At 53.5% G+C, this 16,929-nt stretch carries 18 protein-coding genes; 4 read left to right on the forward strand and 14 right to left on the reverse strand.

The window, feature by feature from the left end:
- Positions 1-56: 56 nt before the first annotated feature.
- Positions 57-1,403 (forward strand): DNA polymerase IV, encoded by a 1,347-nt coding sequence (locus AB8615_RS07160; RefSeq protein WP_418152012.1) that lies wholly within the window; start codon positions 57-59, stop codon positions 1,401-1,403.
- Here the strand turns inward: AB8615_RS07160 and AB8615_RS07165 are convergent.
- Entirely contained in the window at positions 1,400-2,101 is a 702-nt protein-coding gene (locus AB8615_RS07165; RefSeq protein WP_409431933.1) for a hypothetical protein, read from the reverse strand. The two genes, AB8615_RS07160 and AB8615_RS07165, sit on opposite strands and share 4 nt — an antisense overlap.
- 27 nt (positions 2,102-2,128) lie before the next feature.
- Entirely contained in the window at positions 2,129-2,626 is a 498-nt protein-coding gene (locus AB8615_RS07170) for a thioredoxin family protein (protein ID WP_409431934.1), read from the reverse strand.
- A 59-nt stretch (positions 2,627-2,685) separates the two neighbouring features.
- Here AB8615_RS07170 and AB8615_RS07175 point away from each other — a divergent pair, with 59 nt between their 5' ends.
- The gene (locus tag AB8615_RS07175; protein ID WP_418152014.1) at positions 2,686-3,330 is read left to right on the forward strand and encodes a hypothetical protein; all 645 of its coding nucleotides are present in this window, start codon (positions 2,686-2,688) and stop codon (positions 3,328-3,330) included.
- Here AB8615_RS07175 and AB8615_RS07180 read toward each other — a convergent pair.
- From AB8615_RS07180 to AB8615_RS07210, 7 genes are all read right to left on the reverse strand, one after another.
- Positions 3,327-3,743: an MAPEG family protein gene (locus AB8615_RS07180; RefSeq protein WP_409431936.1), complete on the reverse strand. Its 417-nt coding sequence runs from the start codon at positions 3,741-3,743 to the stop codon at positions 3,327-3,329. The two genes, AB8615_RS07175 and AB8615_RS07180, sit on opposite strands and share 4 nt — an antisense overlap.
- Before the next feature lie 129 nt (positions 3,744-3,872).
- Positions 3,873-4,082, reverse strand: a complete 210-nt coding sequence (locus AB8615_RS07185) for a cold-shock protein (RefSeq protein WP_409434076.1) — start codon at positions 4,080-4,082, stop codon at positions 3,873-3,875.
- A gap of 244 nt (positions 4,083-4,326) precedes the next feature.
- The gene (locus AB8615_RS07190; RefSeq protein ID WP_409431937.1) at positions 4,327-4,755 is read right to left on the reverse strand and encodes a BLUF domain-containing protein; all 429 of its coding nucleotides are present in this window, start codon (positions 4,753-4,755) and stop codon (positions 4,327-4,329) included.
- Between the two features lie 153 nt (positions 4,756-4,908).
- Positions 4,909-5,115, reverse strand: coding sequence for a cold-shock protein (locus tag AB8615_RS07195; RefSeq protein WP_418153070.1), 207 nt, complete (start codon positions 5,113-5,115; stop codon positions 4,909-4,911).
- Positions 5,116-5,841: 726 nt separating this feature from the next.
- Positions 5,842-6,282, reverse strand: a complete 441-nt coding sequence (locus AB8615_RS07200) for a hypothetical protein (protein WP_409431938.1) — start codon at positions 6,280-6,282, stop codon at positions 5,842-5,844.
- Between the two features lie 118 nt (positions 6,283-6,400).
- Positions 6,401-8,275: a phosphomethylpyrimidine synthase ThiC gene (thiC, locus tag AB8615_RS07205; protein ID WP_409431939.1), complete on the reverse strand. Its 1,875-nt coding sequence runs from the start codon at positions 8,273-8,275 to the stop codon at positions 6,401-6,403.
- A gap of 404 nt (positions 8,276-8,679) precedes the next feature.
- Positions 8,680-9,249 (reverse strand): SixA phosphatase family protein, encoded by a 570-nt coding sequence (locus AB8615_RS07210; protein ID WP_409431941.1) that lies wholly within the window; start codon positions 9,247-9,249, stop codon positions 8,680-8,682.
- Positions 9,250-9,607: 358 nt separating this feature from the next.
- Between AB8615_RS07210 and AB8615_RS07215 the strand changes: the two genes are divergently transcribed.
- Positions 9,608-10,042, forward strand: a complete 435-nt coding sequence (locus AB8615_RS07215; protein WP_418152016.1) for a BLUF domain-containing protein — start codon at positions 9,608-9,610, stop codon at positions 10,040-10,042.
- Here AB8615_RS07215 and AB8615_RS07220 read toward each other — a convergent pair.
- The 3 genes from AB8615_RS07220 to AB8615_RS07230 form a co-directional block, all read right to left on the reverse strand.
- Positions 10,039-10,911, reverse strand: a complete 873-nt coding sequence (locus AB8615_RS07220; RefSeq protein ID WP_409431943.1) for an alpha/beta hydrolase — start codon at positions 10,909-10,911, stop codon at positions 10,039-10,041. The two genes, AB8615_RS07215 and AB8615_RS07220, sit on opposite strands and share 4 nt — an antisense overlap.
- Positions 10,912-10,967: 56 nt before the next feature.
- On the reverse strand, positions 10,968-11,636 hold the full coding sequence (locus tag AB8615_RS07225) for an RDD family protein (RefSeq protein ID WP_409431944.1): 669 nt from the start codon (positions 11,634-11,636) through the stop codon (positions 10,968-10,970).
- Between the two features lie 85 nt (positions 11,637-11,721).
- Positions 11,722-12,894 carry a methyltransferase domain-containing protein gene (locus AB8615_RS07230; RefSeq protein ID WP_409431945.1) on the reverse strand — a complete coding sequence of 391 codons (1,173 nt, stop codon included), beginning with the start codon at positions 12,892-12,894 and terminating at the stop codon, positions 11,722-11,724.
- Between the two features lie 136 nt (positions 12,895-13,030).
- On the opposite strand from AB8615_RS07230, the gene AB8615_RS07235 reads away from it, so the two are divergent.
- The gene (locus AB8615_RS07235; RefSeq protein ID WP_418152019.1) at positions 13,031-13,690 is read left to right on the forward strand and encodes a glutathione S-transferase family protein; all 660 of its coding nucleotides are present in this window, start codon (positions 13,031-13,033) and stop codon (positions 13,688-13,690) included.
- Here the strand turns inward: AB8615_RS07235 and pdeM are convergent.
- Both pdeM and AB8615_RS07245 read right to left on the reverse strand, forming a co-directional pair.
- Positions 13,687-14,361 carry a ligase-associated DNA damage response endonuclease PdeM gene (gene pdeM, locus AB8615_RS07240; RefSeq protein WP_409431947.1) on the reverse strand — a complete coding sequence of 225 codons (675 nt, stop codon included), beginning with the start codon at positions 14,359-14,361 and terminating at the stop codon, positions 13,687-13,689. The two genes, AB8615_RS07235 and pdeM, sit on opposite strands and share 4 nt — an antisense overlap.
- Complete coding sequence (locus tag AB8615_RS07245; protein ID WP_418152021.1) at positions 14,354-16,885, reverse strand: ligase-associated DNA damage response DEXH box helicase; 2,532 nt, start codon at positions 16,883-16,885, stop codon at positions 14,354-14,356. The genes pdeM and AB8615_RS07245 overlap by 8 nt, the downstream gene beginning before the upstream one ends.
- Between the last annotated feature and the right edge of the window lie 44 nt (positions 16,886-16,929).

Below are 16,929 nucleotides of genomic sequence, written 5' to 3' on the forward strand. Positions count from 1 at the left end.
GGTTAACCATCTTCTATAGATACAATCAGAACATAACAGGAACAATATAAGGAAGTGTGAATCCGTTGGTAGCCCTTTCAACGTCGTGTTTATGCCGTGATTGCGGCAATAATATGGGGATTTTGGCCCCTGCAACTGCGTCCGCCTGCGCGAGGTGCGGCTCTACTCGGATACTGTCCCATCCTGAACTGGGTGAGCTGTCGATTGCCCATGTTGATTGCGATGCTTTTTATTGCTCGATTGAGAAACGCGACAATCCAGCGATTCGTGACAAGCCTGTTGTCGTCGGCGGTGGACGCAGAGGCGTGGTATCGGCCGCCTGTTACCACGCCCGCATTTATGGGGTGCGGAGCGCTATGCCGATGTTCAAGGCGCTCAAGCTCTGTCCTGATGCGGTTGTCGTCAAAGGCAGCATGGATAAATACGCTTATGAAGGGGGGCGTATCCGCGAGCATATGAAAGCCCTGACGCCGCTGGTCGAACCGCTGTCAATCGATGAAGCGTTCTTGGACCTGACTGGGACAGAGCGATTGCACGGCATGACCCCTGCGCAATCCCTAATCGGTCTGCAGAAGCGTATATTGGACGATGTTGGCGTAACGGTCTCGGTCGGGTTGTCTTACAATAAATTCCTCGCCAAGACCGCCAGCGATCTCGATAAGCCCCACGGCTTTGCAGTGCTGGACCGTGCAGATGCGCTGGAGTTTTTAGCGGATAAGCCAGTTGGCTTTATCTACGGTATCGGGCAAAGCTTTGCGGCAAAGCTGCAGAAACAAGGCCTGCGCACAATATCAGACGTGCGTAAGGTATCGGACAAAGATATGGCGAGGCGCTTTGGCGATCATGGCCTGCATCTGGCACGGCTAGCGCGCGCCGAAGATCATCGCCGCGTCAATCCGACCAGCGAACGCAAATCCGTTTCCGCAGAAACCACGTTCAACGCCGATATTTCCGATCTTGAAACCTTGAAAGATAAGCTTTGGCAAGTCTGCCTGAAGACTGCAGATCGGTCCAAGGCGAAAGACATTGCCGGGCGGGTTGTCACGCTAAAGCTCAAGGACAAGAATTTCAAATCGATCACGCGGCGGCGGACACTGGCGCAGCCCGTCCAACTCGCCGATACGATCTTCCACGCCCTTGAACCCTTACTGGAAAGCGAGGCACAAGGCATGGCGTATCGCTTGATTGGCGCAGGCATTTCAGGATTGGAAGCCCCTGTTGGTGATAGCGCGGACTTGCTCGACCCAAAATCTGCTAAGCGCGGTATCGCCGAACGTGCATCAGACAAAGCCCGCGCGCGCTTCGGCCCTGATGCCATCACAACAGGTCGCGGGCTTCGCCTCAAACTCAGTAAAACGCCGAAGGATGTGGAGAACTTGCCAGGGAAAATTAGGGAGGACTAGGCCTTGCGCGGAGCAAAGCGGGACGGTCTGCCCCGCTCGATCCATGCGACAATCGCGGTCAGCAATCCGAAAGCAAACAAAGCGGATAAGCCAAGTCCCACGCCCTCTGGCTGCGTCGATGGATCGAACGTCCCCGCCTGCACTTGCAATCCTGGCCAGACGATGACGGCAAATTGCAAGGCTCCCATGAAACCAAACAACACCCATAGCGCCACCGTATAGCGCATAGACCGCGCAATGGTTACGCGCTTCCAAAACCAGAACCCCGCTAGCAGCAGTCCCATTTCCAGCGCAAATGCGAGCAAGGGATAGTCCCAAAAACTGAGGCCGAGCGCCACATCGCTACCCGGATAAAGCAGAAGATCAGGCCGATGGACAATGAAGTCCAACACCCAATGCGAAAAGACGAGCGCTGCGATAATCCAAAATCCGCGCCACCCCGCGCTAGGTTTAAGCAGCTTGAACCCTAGCCCGCAGATTGCTGCAATTAGGAGCGACGTTACTAAGCTATGTGAATACGGGATATGGAATACAGGCGCGCCGCCTACCATCGTGCCCTGCCCCTCTAAGCCGAAAATCGCCAGTACAGAGAAAACAATATCAATCGCTTGGACAGCCAAGAAGCCCTGCCAGAGCGCCACTATCGGGACACCGTGTCCGCGTTGCGTGTCCCAAACCGCTGGTCCGTAATGCCCCATGAACATAATTGCGCCCCTCTCTTATAGCTACTCCGTCGCGAAGCGCTCGAAGTAATTGTAAATATCTGCTTCGCTACGGCTGGCGGCATTTCGCCATGTCGGCGCTGTATCAAGGTTTAACACCTCACCGTCACTATCAGTAATAATGACCGTTGGCGTGCCCACAATAGCGTCCAAGCCGAAGCTACGCGCGACGTCTAAGTTCTGGTTCTTCTGCCCCACATCGACAAAAACGAGTTGATAGTTGTCATTGATCAACGTCTGGAAGCGCGGACGATCCAGATGACCTGCCAGTGCGCGACTATCATGGCACCAATTCGCGCCCATAGCGATGATCGTCTTTTGACCTCGCGCGCGTGCCGTGGCTTGCGCCGCCGCAACATCAGACTTCGCATCGCGTGTCGCATCATATGAACACAGATCACCCTCTGGCGCGTTTGCGCAATAATCCACTGCATCCGCAGGGGTTGCACAACTGCTAAGACATAAGAGACCCGCCGCCAGAATTATAGAAAATCTCAACATAGGCCCGACTAGCACAACAATCCCTTGCGTGGAAAGCGCGTCCATCGCAATACGCTCTCATGTCTATTTTCAACATCTTCCGTCGTCGCAAAAAACACAGCATCGTTCGCGCGTCGCAGCCGCCCATCATTCCACAGGCACCGAAGGTTCACCCTGCCACATCGGATAATTCGATGGAGCTGAAAGTGCGGCGCTACTTTCACAATACGCAAGGGTTTCAGTGCTACACGACGTGGTTCACGCATTGGGGAGGCTGGGTCAGTGCGGGACATTGCGTCACAGAAGCCAATGACCACCTCCCAGATTTTGTCGTTGGCGAAACAACAAGTTGGCCCGATGGGTTGGACGCCGCCCTCGCAGGTTGCCGCCTCCCTGACCAACGGTCGAGCGCACCTGTCATTGGCCGAGATGTCATCCTCTACGGCTTCCCCGCTGGCTCCCGCACGATGGAGCGCCGAACAGGGCGCGTCTATTTCGAACGCGGCGCAGGCACTTGGATAGCACATATCTTCGAACCTGATGAGCCAGTCGTGACAGGTATGAGCGGCGGTCCCGTCGTCGATGCCAAGACGCAGGAACCGCTCGGCATCATTATTACGCGCAACAGCCCCGCAGACTTGAACAATGACCGCGATCCAGACGAGAGCGCAGACTTTATCGCGCTATCGGCTGTGTGGGACGCCTTGAACCCAAAGATGGTCTAGATCAACGCCATCACAATCATACCGATCAGACAAAGAGTCGAAAGCGTAAAAATCCCAAATCTTAGCATAACAGCGCCCGAACTGACTTGCACAAGGCTGTGCAGCACCCGCAGCACGACATAGGCACAGCCGAGATAAAACACCCACCGGCCCGTCTGTTCCGTCAAGTAGAAATAGAACATTAGCGCATAGAAAATCGTCGGCTGTTCCATCAGGTGATTGTAGTTATGCGCCGCCGCTTGCACATTTTGCGGCAGTTGCGACTTCCAAGCCCCGTCTGGCGACTTCGCCGTATCTGGCGCGATCTTTGCCTTTTGCATCGCCGGAATTCGGCGCGCATACATCAAAATCCATATAAGTAGCGTCCAGATAATGAGTGCTAACACTGGATGTAAAAAACCAATAGCTGACATAGTGTTCTCCCCTTTTATAGCGACCACTATGCACAAAAAGAAAAAGGCGCACACCCCTAAAGATGCACGCCGATCCATTCCGTTCCCGCAGCGTGGACCGCGGTAGGAAATGAGGTTAGCCGCGAGGGCTTAGGCCATATTGATGTTTTCAACAGCGGCACGACCCGTGCGCTCATTGATCGCTGTGTTGAACTCGACTTTGTCGCCTTCGTTCAAGCCAGCCAGACCCGCTTTTTGCAAAGCTGTGATATGGACGAACACGTCGCCAGATCCGTCTTCAGCTGCGATAAAACCGAAGCCTTTTGTTGTGTTAAAGAATTTGACCGTGCCGGCCTTCATTTCGTCTGACATAGAATTTCCTTCTGTCAATTTGTGCAGCTCCCAACATGGGGGCCGCGGGGGTATTCGAAGACAGTAAAAAATTCTGCAGTCTGTCAGGCGTGAGATGTGCGCGCCGCAAGCGTGAGCCGGATTGTCTGGCTGTAATCGATAGGAGGCATATGGCGTGGCTGAACTTGAATAGCAAGGGTAGTTTTCACCGTGCGACCATAGAACCCCGCCGCAAAGTTATTAAAAATCCGGCCTACGCCACCAACAAGTCGGGCTTTAAATACGCCTCGATCATGATACGAAGCCGCGCGGAAATGTTCTGTGGCAGCGCCCGTCTTAGGCTGTCCTCTGACAGATGATAGACGTTATCTACGAACGGGATCGGCGTCGTGATGTTTAGCCAGACCGAGTAATCTTTGAATTCTCGTGCAGGAATAATGCGGTCTGTGTGGAGCAATATGGACTCGACCAAATCGTCTGACCCCACAGCCTCGTAGTAGCGACGCACAATGTCTGTCGGCCCTTCTGTTATGGCAAGCGCCTGTGTATCATTGGCAAATACGCGCCCCGTCAGCCCTAACTCCTGACAGACTTTGATACTTTTCTCCGACAGTTGGAAAGATTTCTCTGGTGTCATCGCCGATGTGCAAGTGGAGGTGTAAATCAGTTGGGATATGGACATACGCCTAGCCTACGGGGACGGCGTTGATAAACCCTTCCCAAGCATAGTTAACGCGCCCTCGCCCATAAAAAACGCGCCAACGTCCATAACAGACGCGGCGCGGTTTTAAGCTTAGCAAGCGCTGATCAGATCAGCCCTCAAAAGCGGTTTGGCTTAGGCCATTTTGATCTGATCAACAGATGATTTGCCGGAGCGCTCATCAATCGCAGTATCAAACATAACTTTGTCGCCTTCTTGCAGACCATCAATGCCAGCGCGTTGCAGAGCTGTGACATGCACAAACACGTCGTCGCCGCTTTCTGGCTGAATAAAGCCGAAGCCTTTTGAGGAATTGAAGAATTTAACAATACCTGTTTTCATATCTGACATGGGTATTTCCTTTCACGTCATAAAATGCCGAGGCCCCAGAGTGGCGCCGCGTGCGTTAGTCGATGTCGGGAAGAGTAAAATACATAGTCACCGCCGCGCTGGCCCCTTTTGGACAGGGAAACACAGAGGTCAGTAAGCCAGATTGTTCGGCCTTAAATCGATAAAGGACATGTGGGCGTTGTCGGGCGGGAAAGCAAGGGTTTATTGTGGTAATCGTTGCTGGGCATCGATTGGCCAATACGCCGCCAAGCGAATAGCTTATTATCATAAAAACGCATACGGGCATACCGCCTCCGTCTAGGAACGGGGCATATAGGACAGTCCGCAGGATCGACATCCACGACGGACACCGAAGAATAAAAATGTTTCTCGCAGATACAATCCCGCGGCGGCGCTTTGTGATCCGGCGGCCTACTTTTGGTATGAGACAACCTCTGCGGGCCGCTACGCGGCATAAAAGCAATCTCAACAGGCTCCGCGGGAAAAGGTACACGAATGAAGGTCGTCAAACCCAGTTCGCTTCTCCGCACCGTCCCCTCAAGCAGCAAGTGACGTCTTACCTGTCCAATTTTGAGAAGAACGAGAGTTTTGTATCATTGGGATTGGGGGCGTGGATGAGGCTGGTTGTTTTGGAGAAAGTTAAGGGAAATGCGTGATTGGAAACGGGGATAGACTAAAAAGTTTTCTGAAAAAGTTAGCCGAAGACTCCAAAAGAAATTAAAGGTTCTCTTCTATTTCAATCGACCACCCTGGCTTAAGTTGATTAGTCAGTGCTAGCACTCCCGCTAAGGCCCAGCTAAGCCCAATGATGTTTCGACATATATTATCAAACTCGCGAATACGATGTTCCATATTATCCAAATTGTAGGTGAACTTTTGGATTGAGTGCTTATCTTTATTTGAAGGTGAAAATTTTAAGACCTCTACAACACGCCTATCTGGAAACAATTCTGCCGCCCCATGAGCAAGTGCGTTTCGGTCATCAATAGCGGCTTCAAAACTAGCAGTAGCCCACTCAATTCTTTCAATAATTTTATTGTCACCAGCATTTTCAAGGCACGCTTGTTTAAATGCAGCCAGCTTCTTTCCTACCAGAAAACTAAACTTTGTCCCTTCAAACCGACCAGACCTTTCCATCGCACTCAAAAGATCACCCATAGCAAATTCTGCCTCAGCAAAAGATGAAACGGCGCTTCCACGAAGGCTTTAGAAATGAAGTCTCAATTCCTCAGCATCAGGATGATCGGGGATTGAAATTCGCACGGGAAGTTATGTCCTACTCCCCAGCCTTCAAATATATCTGCCCGCCCAAGTCCTTAAACTTCTCTGACATCTCATCCATCCCCTCTTGAGCCTCAACAGGATAAAGCGCCGCTTTCTCATTCGCACTCAAGCCGTCCGCATATTCCCGGACTTCGCGGGTGATCTCCATGGAACAGAATTTGGGGCCGCACATGGAGCAGAAATGTGCTACTTTATGCGCGTCTTTGGGCAGGGTTTGGTCGTGATAGTCTTTGGCCGTTTCGGGGTCGAGGGAGAGGTTGAACTGGTCTTCCCAACGGAACTCGAACCGTGCGCGAGATAGCGCGTCATCGCGGATTTGCGCGGCGGGATGCCCCTTGGCGAGGTCTGCCGCGTGAGCCGCGAGTTTATAGGTGATCACGCCGACTTTCACATCGTCGCGGTCGGGCAAGCCCAAATGCTCCTTCGGCGTCACGTAGCAAAGCATGGACGTCCCGAACCAGCCGATCATCGCCGCACCAATCCCGCTTGTGATGTGGTCATAGCCGGGCGCAATATCCGTTGTCAGCGGGCCGAGCGTGTAAAACGGCGCTTCGTGACATTCCTTTAGCTGCTTATCCATGTTCACTTTGATCTTGTTCATCGGCACATGACCTGGCCCTTCGATCATGACTTGGCAGCCCTTGGCCCAAGCGATTTTGGTCAGCTCGCCGAGAGTCTCTAGCTCGGCAAATTGCGCGCGGTCATTGGCGTCGGCCACCGCGCCGGGGCGTAGGCCGTCACCGAGGGAGAACGTCACGTCATAGGCCCGCATGATGTCGCAAATATCCTCGAAATGCGTGTAGAGAAAGCTCTCCTCATGACGCGCGAGCATCCACTTCGCCATGATCGAGCCACCGCGGCTAACAATGCCGCACACACGGTTGGCCGTCAGGTGGATATAGGCGAGGCGCACGCCCGCATGGATGGTGAAATAATCCACCCCCTGCTCGCACTGCTCGATCAGGGTATCGCGGTAAATCTCCCATGTCAGGTCTTCGGCGACGCCGTTCACTTTTTCCAGCGCTTGGTAGATCGGCACAGTCCCGATCGGCACGGGCGCATTGCGGATGATCCATTCGCGGGTGTTGTGGATGTTGCGGCCTGTCGAGAGGTCCATGACGTTATCCGCGCCCCAACGGGTCGCCCAGACCATTTTGTCGACCTCTTCCTCAACGGAAGACGCGACGGCGGAGTTACCGATATTGGCATTGATTTTGACGAGGAAGTTTCGGCCAATGATCTGCGGCTCTAGCTCGGGGTGGTTGATATTAGCGGGGACAACGGCGCGACCTGCAGCGATTTCTGCGCGCACGAATTCTGGCGTGACGAAGGCGGGGATGGACGCGCCAAAGCTCTCGCCCGCCGCGACGCGGGCCTCTGCGCCCTTGACCATTTGCTTGCGGCCGAGATTTTCACGTTCGGCAATATAGATCATTTCCTTGGTGATGATGCCCGCTTTGGCGAATTCATACTGGGTCACAAGCTCTCCAGCTTTCCCGCGTAATGGCTTGTTTTTGATCGGGAATTCTCGCGCCAAGTGGCGACCTTTGGCACCGCCATTGTCTTCGGGTTTGACATCGCGGCCTTTATAGAATTCGACGCCGCCGCGCTCTAGTACCCAATCCGTGCGCGGGCGCGCGAGGCCTTTTTCCACATCAATCTTCACCTTATCATCTGAATATGGACCAGAGGTATCGTAGACAGGCACATCAGGTTCATTCGCGCTGTCGTGCAAATGCACCAAGCGGTGCGGCACGCGGAGGCTCGGGTCCGCGTCAGGCGCCGTGTAAACTTTGGACGAATTCGGTAGGCCGCCTTGCGTCACTACGGGGGTCTGAAATTCACTTTGGTCAATGGGCTTGTTCATGGGATTAGTCCTTTTTGATGTTTCGTAGAAGCCAAGCTTCATCAGCAGATAAAAATCGTGAGATTGCTGTAATGGCGGTTGACCAACTGAGCTTTTCCACTTCTAGGTCGGTCGTCTTAGTAGAATTGAATAATCCAAAAAAATCTTCGTTGGCTGAGTATGAATACAATGAGTTGCAACAGTTCCGTCGGGCGACGGGCATAGATGTAAGAATACGAAAGGCTCTCGAACGATGCTCATGCCGGCGGGGCAGCTGTCCAAACCTGCGGTTTCAAGGCGAGCTTGCTCTGCTGCTTCCTTAGCCCAATTATAAGATTCGAAAATATTAATGAGTTGGCGGGCCGAACTGACCTCGCCCTCTTGTCGGGTCGACATATCAGCGCCTTGGATAGAATAAGTATGGCTCACCGCCCGCTCTCCCCAAACCGCAACAACGCGCTGGTCGTGCTGCCGTCCGCAGCGGTCGTCACCAGATAAAGGCGATCATATTCATACGCCTCGACAATCGGGTCGCCGCCCTCCCCGCCGAGGAGTTCGGTTAGCTCGCCCGTTGTATTACTATGCCCGACCACGAGGTGGCGCCCTCCCGCCGCTTGCAGCTTCGCCGACATAGCTGGCAAGTCGGATGGGTCGTAAATTTCAATCTCTAAGCCAAGACGATCAGCCAGCGGGGCAGCCGTATCGCGGGTGCGGGTGTAATCGCTGCTGTGGATGCGGGTGATCTTGGCATCAATCAGCATGTCAGCCAGCAAGTCTGCCCGCGCCGCACCTGCTTCGGTCAAAGCAGGATCATCTTTGGCAGTTGTTTTTTCTGCATGGCGGACAAGGAAGACTTCGAGTGGTGCTTGCGTCGTCGCCACTGCAGGGTCAGACGTTTCGACGATAGGTTCACACGCTGCCAATATTAGCACGCCCAGCAAAGCACAGGCTCCGCCAAGAATACGCGCAGATATTATCTGCCGATGGGTCATCATCCGTCCTTCCGCCCGTCTTAACGGGATCAAGTTTGCGGACCCCTGTCGGGATCATAAGGGTGCGTCTCAACCATTATGATGTGAAGCTGATGTAAGACCATTTGCTTGCGCTCATGGCACCTGTATTATTTTTGATCAGCGATCAAAAATTTCAGCTCCGCTGAAACACATAGGTGCCCCTCGGAATGAAAACTATGCCGCGCCTTTGCCCTGCGCACAAGAGACAAAGCAACGCGGTCCGCGACATAACTGCATAAATGATGACATTCGGACCAAGCTCTAACGCTTCTTTTACATTTGCTCGCTATGCGTCAGCGATTGTGTGGGACTGAATAAATAATAAAAATGAATGGTTCCCATGGTTTATCAAATTTACTTTTCCGGACACGTATGCAGAGAGAGTGCGGCAGAACCTGTGGCAGGTGATGCCATGACTGCGGTCAAAATTTGCAAGATGTATGACGTGACGGGCCTTACCCTATTTAGCGAAGGTAGCTTTATGACTGTCATCGAAGGTCCGCGAACTGCCGTGACGGCAATCTATGAATTTTACCGCACGGATGGTCGCATGTCAGATGTGAAGGTCATGGTGTCGCGCGAAAGTGATACGCGGGAGTTTAATGATTTCCGTATCGGGTTTCGCCATTGGGATTTTTCAGATGCCTGCTCCGGGGCGTTTCAGTTAAATGAGCGCAGCTTGATGAGCAGCTTACCCACGAACCCTTCGACAGAATTGCGGGTCTTGACCAATACATTTGCCCGCGTGACTGCACTGCAAGTCTGCGCGGCTTAGCGACAGAAATTACCTGTCTTCGGCAAGTTATCGATAAAGCTTGCAATATCTGATTTCAGCGAAGAATCCCCGTCGAAATGGCGGGACAGGAATTGGACAGCCTCGGTGTGGTTCATGCCGTCATAAATTTTCAGCTTTGCATTACCGCCACTTGCTTCAATTTTCTCCGCCAGCATCTCTGCATTTTTGCGTCCAACGGTCGTGTCATCCGCGCCGTTGATTAGGAACATGGCGGGCAATGGTTGATCCGCATGGGCCAGCGGAGCGTCCTCGCCTTGGAAACGGCCTGGGAAAATTGTGGGGTAAGGGGGATCTTTTAGCTCATAAGCGCCCGTGGGTGCGGCCAAGCTAATCACGCCCGCAACACGCTCGCATGTTGCGAGATTTTCCGCCGCCATAAAGCGCGGGTCCATGATGGCCATGAGCGCGTTATAAGCCCCCGCGCTGTGACCGATAACGACAATAGGACGGTCTGGGTTTTGCACGGCGGCGTAAGCAATGGCTTTGGCCGTATCTTCGATCATGCCGGGATATTTCGTTTGCGGATAGAGACGGTAATTCGGCACAGCGATGTCGTAGCCGTCTTTTGTAAACCCATCGGCGAGGAACTTATAGATGTCCTTCGATCCCTCTTGCCAACTGCCCCCGTGAACAAAGACCAGCATGGGAGCGTCGGGCTTAGGCGTGTCAGCCTTATAAAGATCAAGCTTCTGACGCTCCAAAGGGCCGTAGCTTACATCCTTCGCTTTGGAAAAGCTTGAGGACGGCGTGATTGTATTGAGCAAGGTCACAGGTGCGCAAGCGGCAACTGCGAATATAAGACCCATTGCTCCGCCCAAGGTGAGAGCCAGTTTTTTACGATGTTTCATGACTATCCTACGCGCCAGATGGAAAAGCAGTTCCCTCTGTGTCGCGCGGCATAGATTTAGTCAAATGTCGAATAGGCGTTTTGCGGCCCGTCCCCGCGACGATAGACCAGCGTGCCAACCATTTTATCGTGAAGCGATTGGCTCTTTTCCGTCCAGAAAACCATCAAATACGGGATATAAAGCGGCACAAGACCTGACAGTATTTTACCAAAATTACGTCCTAATGCTCGGCCGAAACCGAGACGGTCACCGTTCATATCCACCACTCGCGTGCCTGTCATGATCTTCCCTAGCGTGCCTTGCCAATGAGAGGCTTCCATCACAACGCCGTAGAAAAACGCGAACAGTGCCATCCATATAAAGAATGTCCCTTTGCCGTCACTCGACTCCATCGTCACGCTGCCGCTTTTGACTTGGATCGTCACGAAGACCATGGCGATGATCGATAGAAAAATCAGGTCGATCATGCCAGACACAAACCGCAAGAGCTTTACAGGCTGACTGGACGCGACGCGATTGCTGGAAAATCCATTGCCGATAATTTCTGAATAATTATCCAGATCGGGTGCAACTGCTGCAGGGGCGGTGCTGCTTTGATAGGCGGCGGGTGCTGTGGCAGTCATTTGGGGTTGATAGGCCTGCGGCGCACCAAAAGTCGTCCGCCGTGCGTGCGGAAGTTGTGACGGTTTTCGGCCGAAAGTCGCTCTCGCTTGAGGTGCTGGCATAGTTTTATTCGTCCCTGTTCAGAGACAAATCTATGATAAAAACACCAATGTCGCGTAAACCAACAGGGTTAAACCGCGTTAACGTCTAACAGCAACTACTCTCGCGTTGGCTCGGGTCAGTCGTGATCTTGGGCGCGCCCTTTTTCGTTTCCTGCGGGTCGCGCCGACGAACGCCGCAATCTTCCGCAGGCCACTCAATGCGCTCAGTTACGGGAACGCTCGGCTCGACCATGTAGAACATATCGGCGTAGGGTTCGCGTTGCAGAAGGTTGTATGTTTTCTCGCACACCGCAGACCGTTCGCCGCGAATAAACACATGGCCATCATCGTCTTTGACGTGAGAAAACGGACCTTTATAGATCACGGCTTTGTTAGTTTCGAGGCACTCACCCTGCTTCCCTTTATAGGCCAGGTAAGTCGCAGACCGGTATTCAATACCTTCGACGATCTGCCACGGCTCGTCCTCGAATTTATCGACGTGGATACCGTGAAAGCCCGCCTCTTCCAGCGCTTTAATAAAGCCCATTTCCGTCAGCGCACCAGAGATACAACCCGACCATAGTCGCGCATCTTTCTTGAGTTCTTCGGGGCTATCCTCGTCAGAAATAATATCAGACACCGCGACGCGGCCACCAACTTTCAACACGCGAAACATCTCGGCAAAAAGCTGTTTCTTCTTGGAGTCGCTCACGAGGTTTAATACGCAGTTTGACACAATGACATCGACGGAATTATCCGCAATCATCGTCATTTCGTTTTTCAGACGCAGAATTTCCGCCTCCATCGCTTCCATGCCAGCGGCGTCTTTAACGGGGTTTTTGGCGAGCCATTCATTCAGGACATCCAAGTCCAGCTTCAAGTCTTCGATATGGCCGCGCTTAAATTCAACATTGGCATAACCGACACGCTCCGCGATGATCGGCGCGTTTGCGTTCGCAAGGTCGAGCATATCATCCGTCATATCGACGCCGATAACTTTGCCCTCGGGGCCGACAATTTGGCTAGCGATAAAACAAATCTTGCCTCCGCCAGAGCCGAGGTCCAGCACAATGTCGCCTTCGCGGACATAACGAGATGGATCACCACAACCGTAGTCGCGGTCCAACACATCCTGCGGAATAATCTTGAGGTATTGCGGATCATAATCAATCGGGCAGCACAGCGCCGCCTCGACCGCGTTGGCCCCGGCTGCATAACGGTCCTGCACATCATCGCGCACATCTGCATTGGTGGCATCGACGCCTGTATAATCATCCATGGGGAAACCTTGCTCTCTGGGTGAGTCTAAATTCTCTCAAGGTAAATAGACGCTTTCGTGCGGAATTCAAATAACGGATGTGTGACATTCGCATATGATGCTTGCGGCGCGACAAGAGCGTTCTTAGAACAGTGTTATGAAAATCAAACATATCAAGCTCTATCACTATCCGATGTCGCGGTCTGCGCGGGTGAAGTGGCTCCTCCACGAAATTCTCGGAGAAGACTTCGAAACCGAAACAGTCGCTCTACGACAGATGGCACAATTCACGCCTGACTTCCTCGCCAAGAACCCTAATCACGGCGTGCCTGTGCTGGACATTACCTATGACGACGGATCGCAGCAGGTGATGTATGAAAGCGGCGCGATGCTGATTTGGCTGGCCGATCACTACGGCGAAAAAGGCTTTGCGCCGAGCATTGACGAAAGCGCGGCGCGGGCGGATTATCTGCAAATGATGATCTTCGGGGCGGCGTGGATGGATATGAAATTATGGCAGACGCGCTTGCATCAAGACTTGCTGCCCAAGACAGTCCGCAATCAAGACTTCGCGGATTTCAACAAAGATAAAATCAAGAACGAGATGGAGCCGATGTTGATCGAAAGGCTTGAGGCGCATGATTACATTTGCGGCGATCACTTTACGTCCGCCGACATTATGACCGCACATAATATTCAGTGGGCGGGCGCTTACGGGTTATGTCGCCACCCTGCTTTGAAAGCCTATATGCAGCGTGTCCGTGCCCGCCCCGCTTATGCGCTTGCCTTCGCCGACGCCGCAGATTTTGAAGGCTAGCGAGCCGTAATTGGATAGACCGCGCAGTTGTCAGTCAGGACATATTGCACAGGCTCGTGCAGCTCTCGCGCAATCGCTATATCGCTAACGTAAAGCCCGCCAGTGAACGTGCCAAATGACGGCAGGATGATACGGTTTTCACCGCAGGCAAAGCAGGGATGACTGATTGCGCGCTTGCGGACTTTCACCCGCGCTTTTGGATGCAAATGCCCGCACATATTAAACTCCCCCGCATCAGAGTCGGTTGGCAAATGCGTCAGCAGAAAGCGACCGAGTGTCAAATGATCCTGCTGCTCCCCCGTAACAGCTTTCGGAATATCGGGATCGTGATTGCCCAACACCCATGTAAACTTTGGCACAGACGTGACAAGCGCATTCATCGCCTCCACATGCTTCGCTGACAGACGGTCGCCCGCATCCACGTCGTGAAAACTATCGCCGAGCGCGACGACATGCGCGGGTGCGTAGCGGCCAATGACGTCCCATAACCGCTCCAAGGTGTCTTGCGTGTCTAATGCAGGCAGCGGCGCGTGACCGTTCATCTGTAGGAAACTCGCTTTCTCGAAATGCAAATCCCCCATCAACAGAGTATCATGATCGGGCAGATAGGCGACCTTCGCAGCATCGCAAACAACTGGGCCAGCGCGTGTCTCTATCGTAACACTACGCACCGGTCGCGCCTTTGACCGTTTCGCGGATCTGTTCGAGCATGTCATTACCGCGGGAGATCGCGCGTTCCGTCGCTTGGCGCAGGAGTTCCTGCTCGCCCTCCCCGCGGATCATTTCCTTACCCAGTTGCATCATCGACGGAATGGCCAGCGGCGAGGCATGTGGCAGCACGTTAAACCGTATTCGGCCCTGCACATCTGACAGCCAGTCGCGCAGCCGCGCTATATCAATCAAGTCGCGCTCCGCCTCTTCCCGCGCGATGCGGAGTAATACGTGATCAGGTTCATATTTCATCAGCACGTCATAGATTAGATCGGTCGAGAATGTCACTTGCTTCATAGATCTCTGCGCTCCCGGCAGGCGCTGCTCCGTCAGGCCTGCAATCGTCGCGATTTTGCGAAAGCTGCGCTTCACCATAGGCGAGTTGACAATCCATTTCTCTAAGTCCGCATCCAGAATATCTGTCGCTAGCAAGTCATCCACCGCATTGACGGGCCGTAGAGATGTGACGGTCAGTGCATAATCTGTAATCGAAAACGTCATGGGTTTTAGCCCCATCGCTTCCATACGTTGCGTGATCAAAAAGCCAAGTGCTTGATTGACTTTACGCCCTTCAAAGCTGTGAATGACCAATACATGATCATCGCGATCAAAAAACGCTTCAACCATCACGCCCTGCTTTTGCGGCAGTTCTGAAAAGTCCCGCTGCAGCGCTAGCCAGTCTCGGATTTGCGCGGGCAGTTCCGTCCACTGCGACGGCTCCGACAGCATTTCCCGCACTCCCTTGGCGAGATAGGACGATAGCGGCATGACCCCGCCCGCAAAGGCTGGCACTTTAGGGCGCAACTTTGGTGCGGGGCTCGCTTGGATCGCCATTTCTCGGATGCCGTGATATTTCAGATTTTCGCCCGCAAAGATAAACGTATCGCCAGGCGTCAAGTTCATGACGAAGCGCTCCTCAATCTCGCCAACGACGCGCCCACGTTTGGACTTGGGGCTGGCCATGCGGCGAACTTTGAGTTTGGCAAATTCGACGATCATACCGATATTCATGCGGTGGCGGCGAGCCTGTTGCACAGACGCGATCTGGTAACCGCGCGAGGATGGCTTGAGGCGGTGGAAGCGCTCATATGTCTTCAGCGCGTACTCCCCATCAACCGCGAATTGCAACAAGTCGTCAAAGTCGGATTTAGACAGCTTCGCATAGGGCGTCGCTTGGCGGATTTCATTCAGCATTTGCCGAGGCTTCACCCGTTCAGCGCAGGCGCGATTGACGATATATTGCACAACGACGTCCATCGCACCGTCGCGGTAATCCTCCCCGTCCCGCTCACCTTTCTCAATCGCCCGCATGGCGACGGCGCACTCTACAGCTTCCAAAGGATTGGTCGGCACGAGGACTGCTTTGGACGGCTCATCTAAGCGGTGATTGGAGCGCCCTATCCGTTGCAGCAGGCGGCTGACACCCTTTGGCGCACCGACCTGCAAAATCAAATCAACATCGCCCCAGTCAATCCCCATTTCCAGTGCGGACGTCGACACAACCGCCCTCAAATGCCCCGATGCGATCAAGCTTTCGGTCTTCTGCCGCCGATCCCGCGCGAGAGAGCCATGATAAACGCCAATGGGCAAATTATCCTCATTCACTTGCCAGAGCTGCTGGAACAGCATTTCCGCTTGGGCGCGCGTATTGACGAATACGATCACGCTGCGGGCGGCTTTAATCTGCGCGTAAATGTCTTTGACGGCGAAGCGCGGATTATGCCCGCCAAGGGGGAAGCGCGTTTCGGGTTCGATAATGCGCAGCTGCGGCTTGGCCGAAGACGTGACCTCTAACACCCGCGCGGGAGTGCCTGCTGCGCCCAACCAAGTTGCCGCGTCTTGCGGTTTCGCGACAGTCGCCGACAAACCAAAGCGCACATGATGAGGCGCTAAAGTCTTCAACCGTGCGAGAGCCAGAGCTGTGAAATCACCTCGCTTATTGGTCGCGAAACTGTGCATTTCGTCAATGATCACCATTTCGAGATCCGCAAAATAATCCCCCGCTTCTGGATAGGACAGCAGTAGCATCAGGCTTTCTGGGGTCGTCAGCAAAATATCGGGCGGTGTCTCGCGCTGCTTTTTACGCTGATATTGTTTGGTATCGCCCGTCCTCGCGGCGATACGGATAGGCAATCCGATCTCCTCAACGGGACGCGTCAGATTGCGCTCAATATCATTGGTCAGCGCGCGCAGCGGTGAGATATAGAGCGTGTGTAGCTTGGCGGGACGATCTTTTGGCTTATTTGCCAGATCAATCAAGCTTGGTAAAAATCCCGCGAGTGTTTTCCCGCCGCCTGTCGGGGCGATCAACAGCGTGTCTTCACGCCGTGCATAAGCGTCAATCATCTCCCGCTGGTAATCCCGCACCGCCCAGCCCTGATCCGCAAACCACTTCTGAAATGGCGCAGGAATGATAGCGCAGGATTCCTTGCGCGGAACCGCAGCCTCTTTCAGGGAGTTAGTCGTATGTAGTTTAGAGGGCATGCGCGCCTTAGATTGATTTAACTTGGATACGAATGAATGAACGC

It is taken from the genome of Litorimonas sp. RW-G-Af-16 (genome assembly GCF_048319245.1).
In the GTDB taxonomy this organism is placed as follows: domain Bacteria; phylum Pseudomonadota; class Alphaproteobacteria; order Caulobacterales; family Maricaulaceae; genus Litorimonas.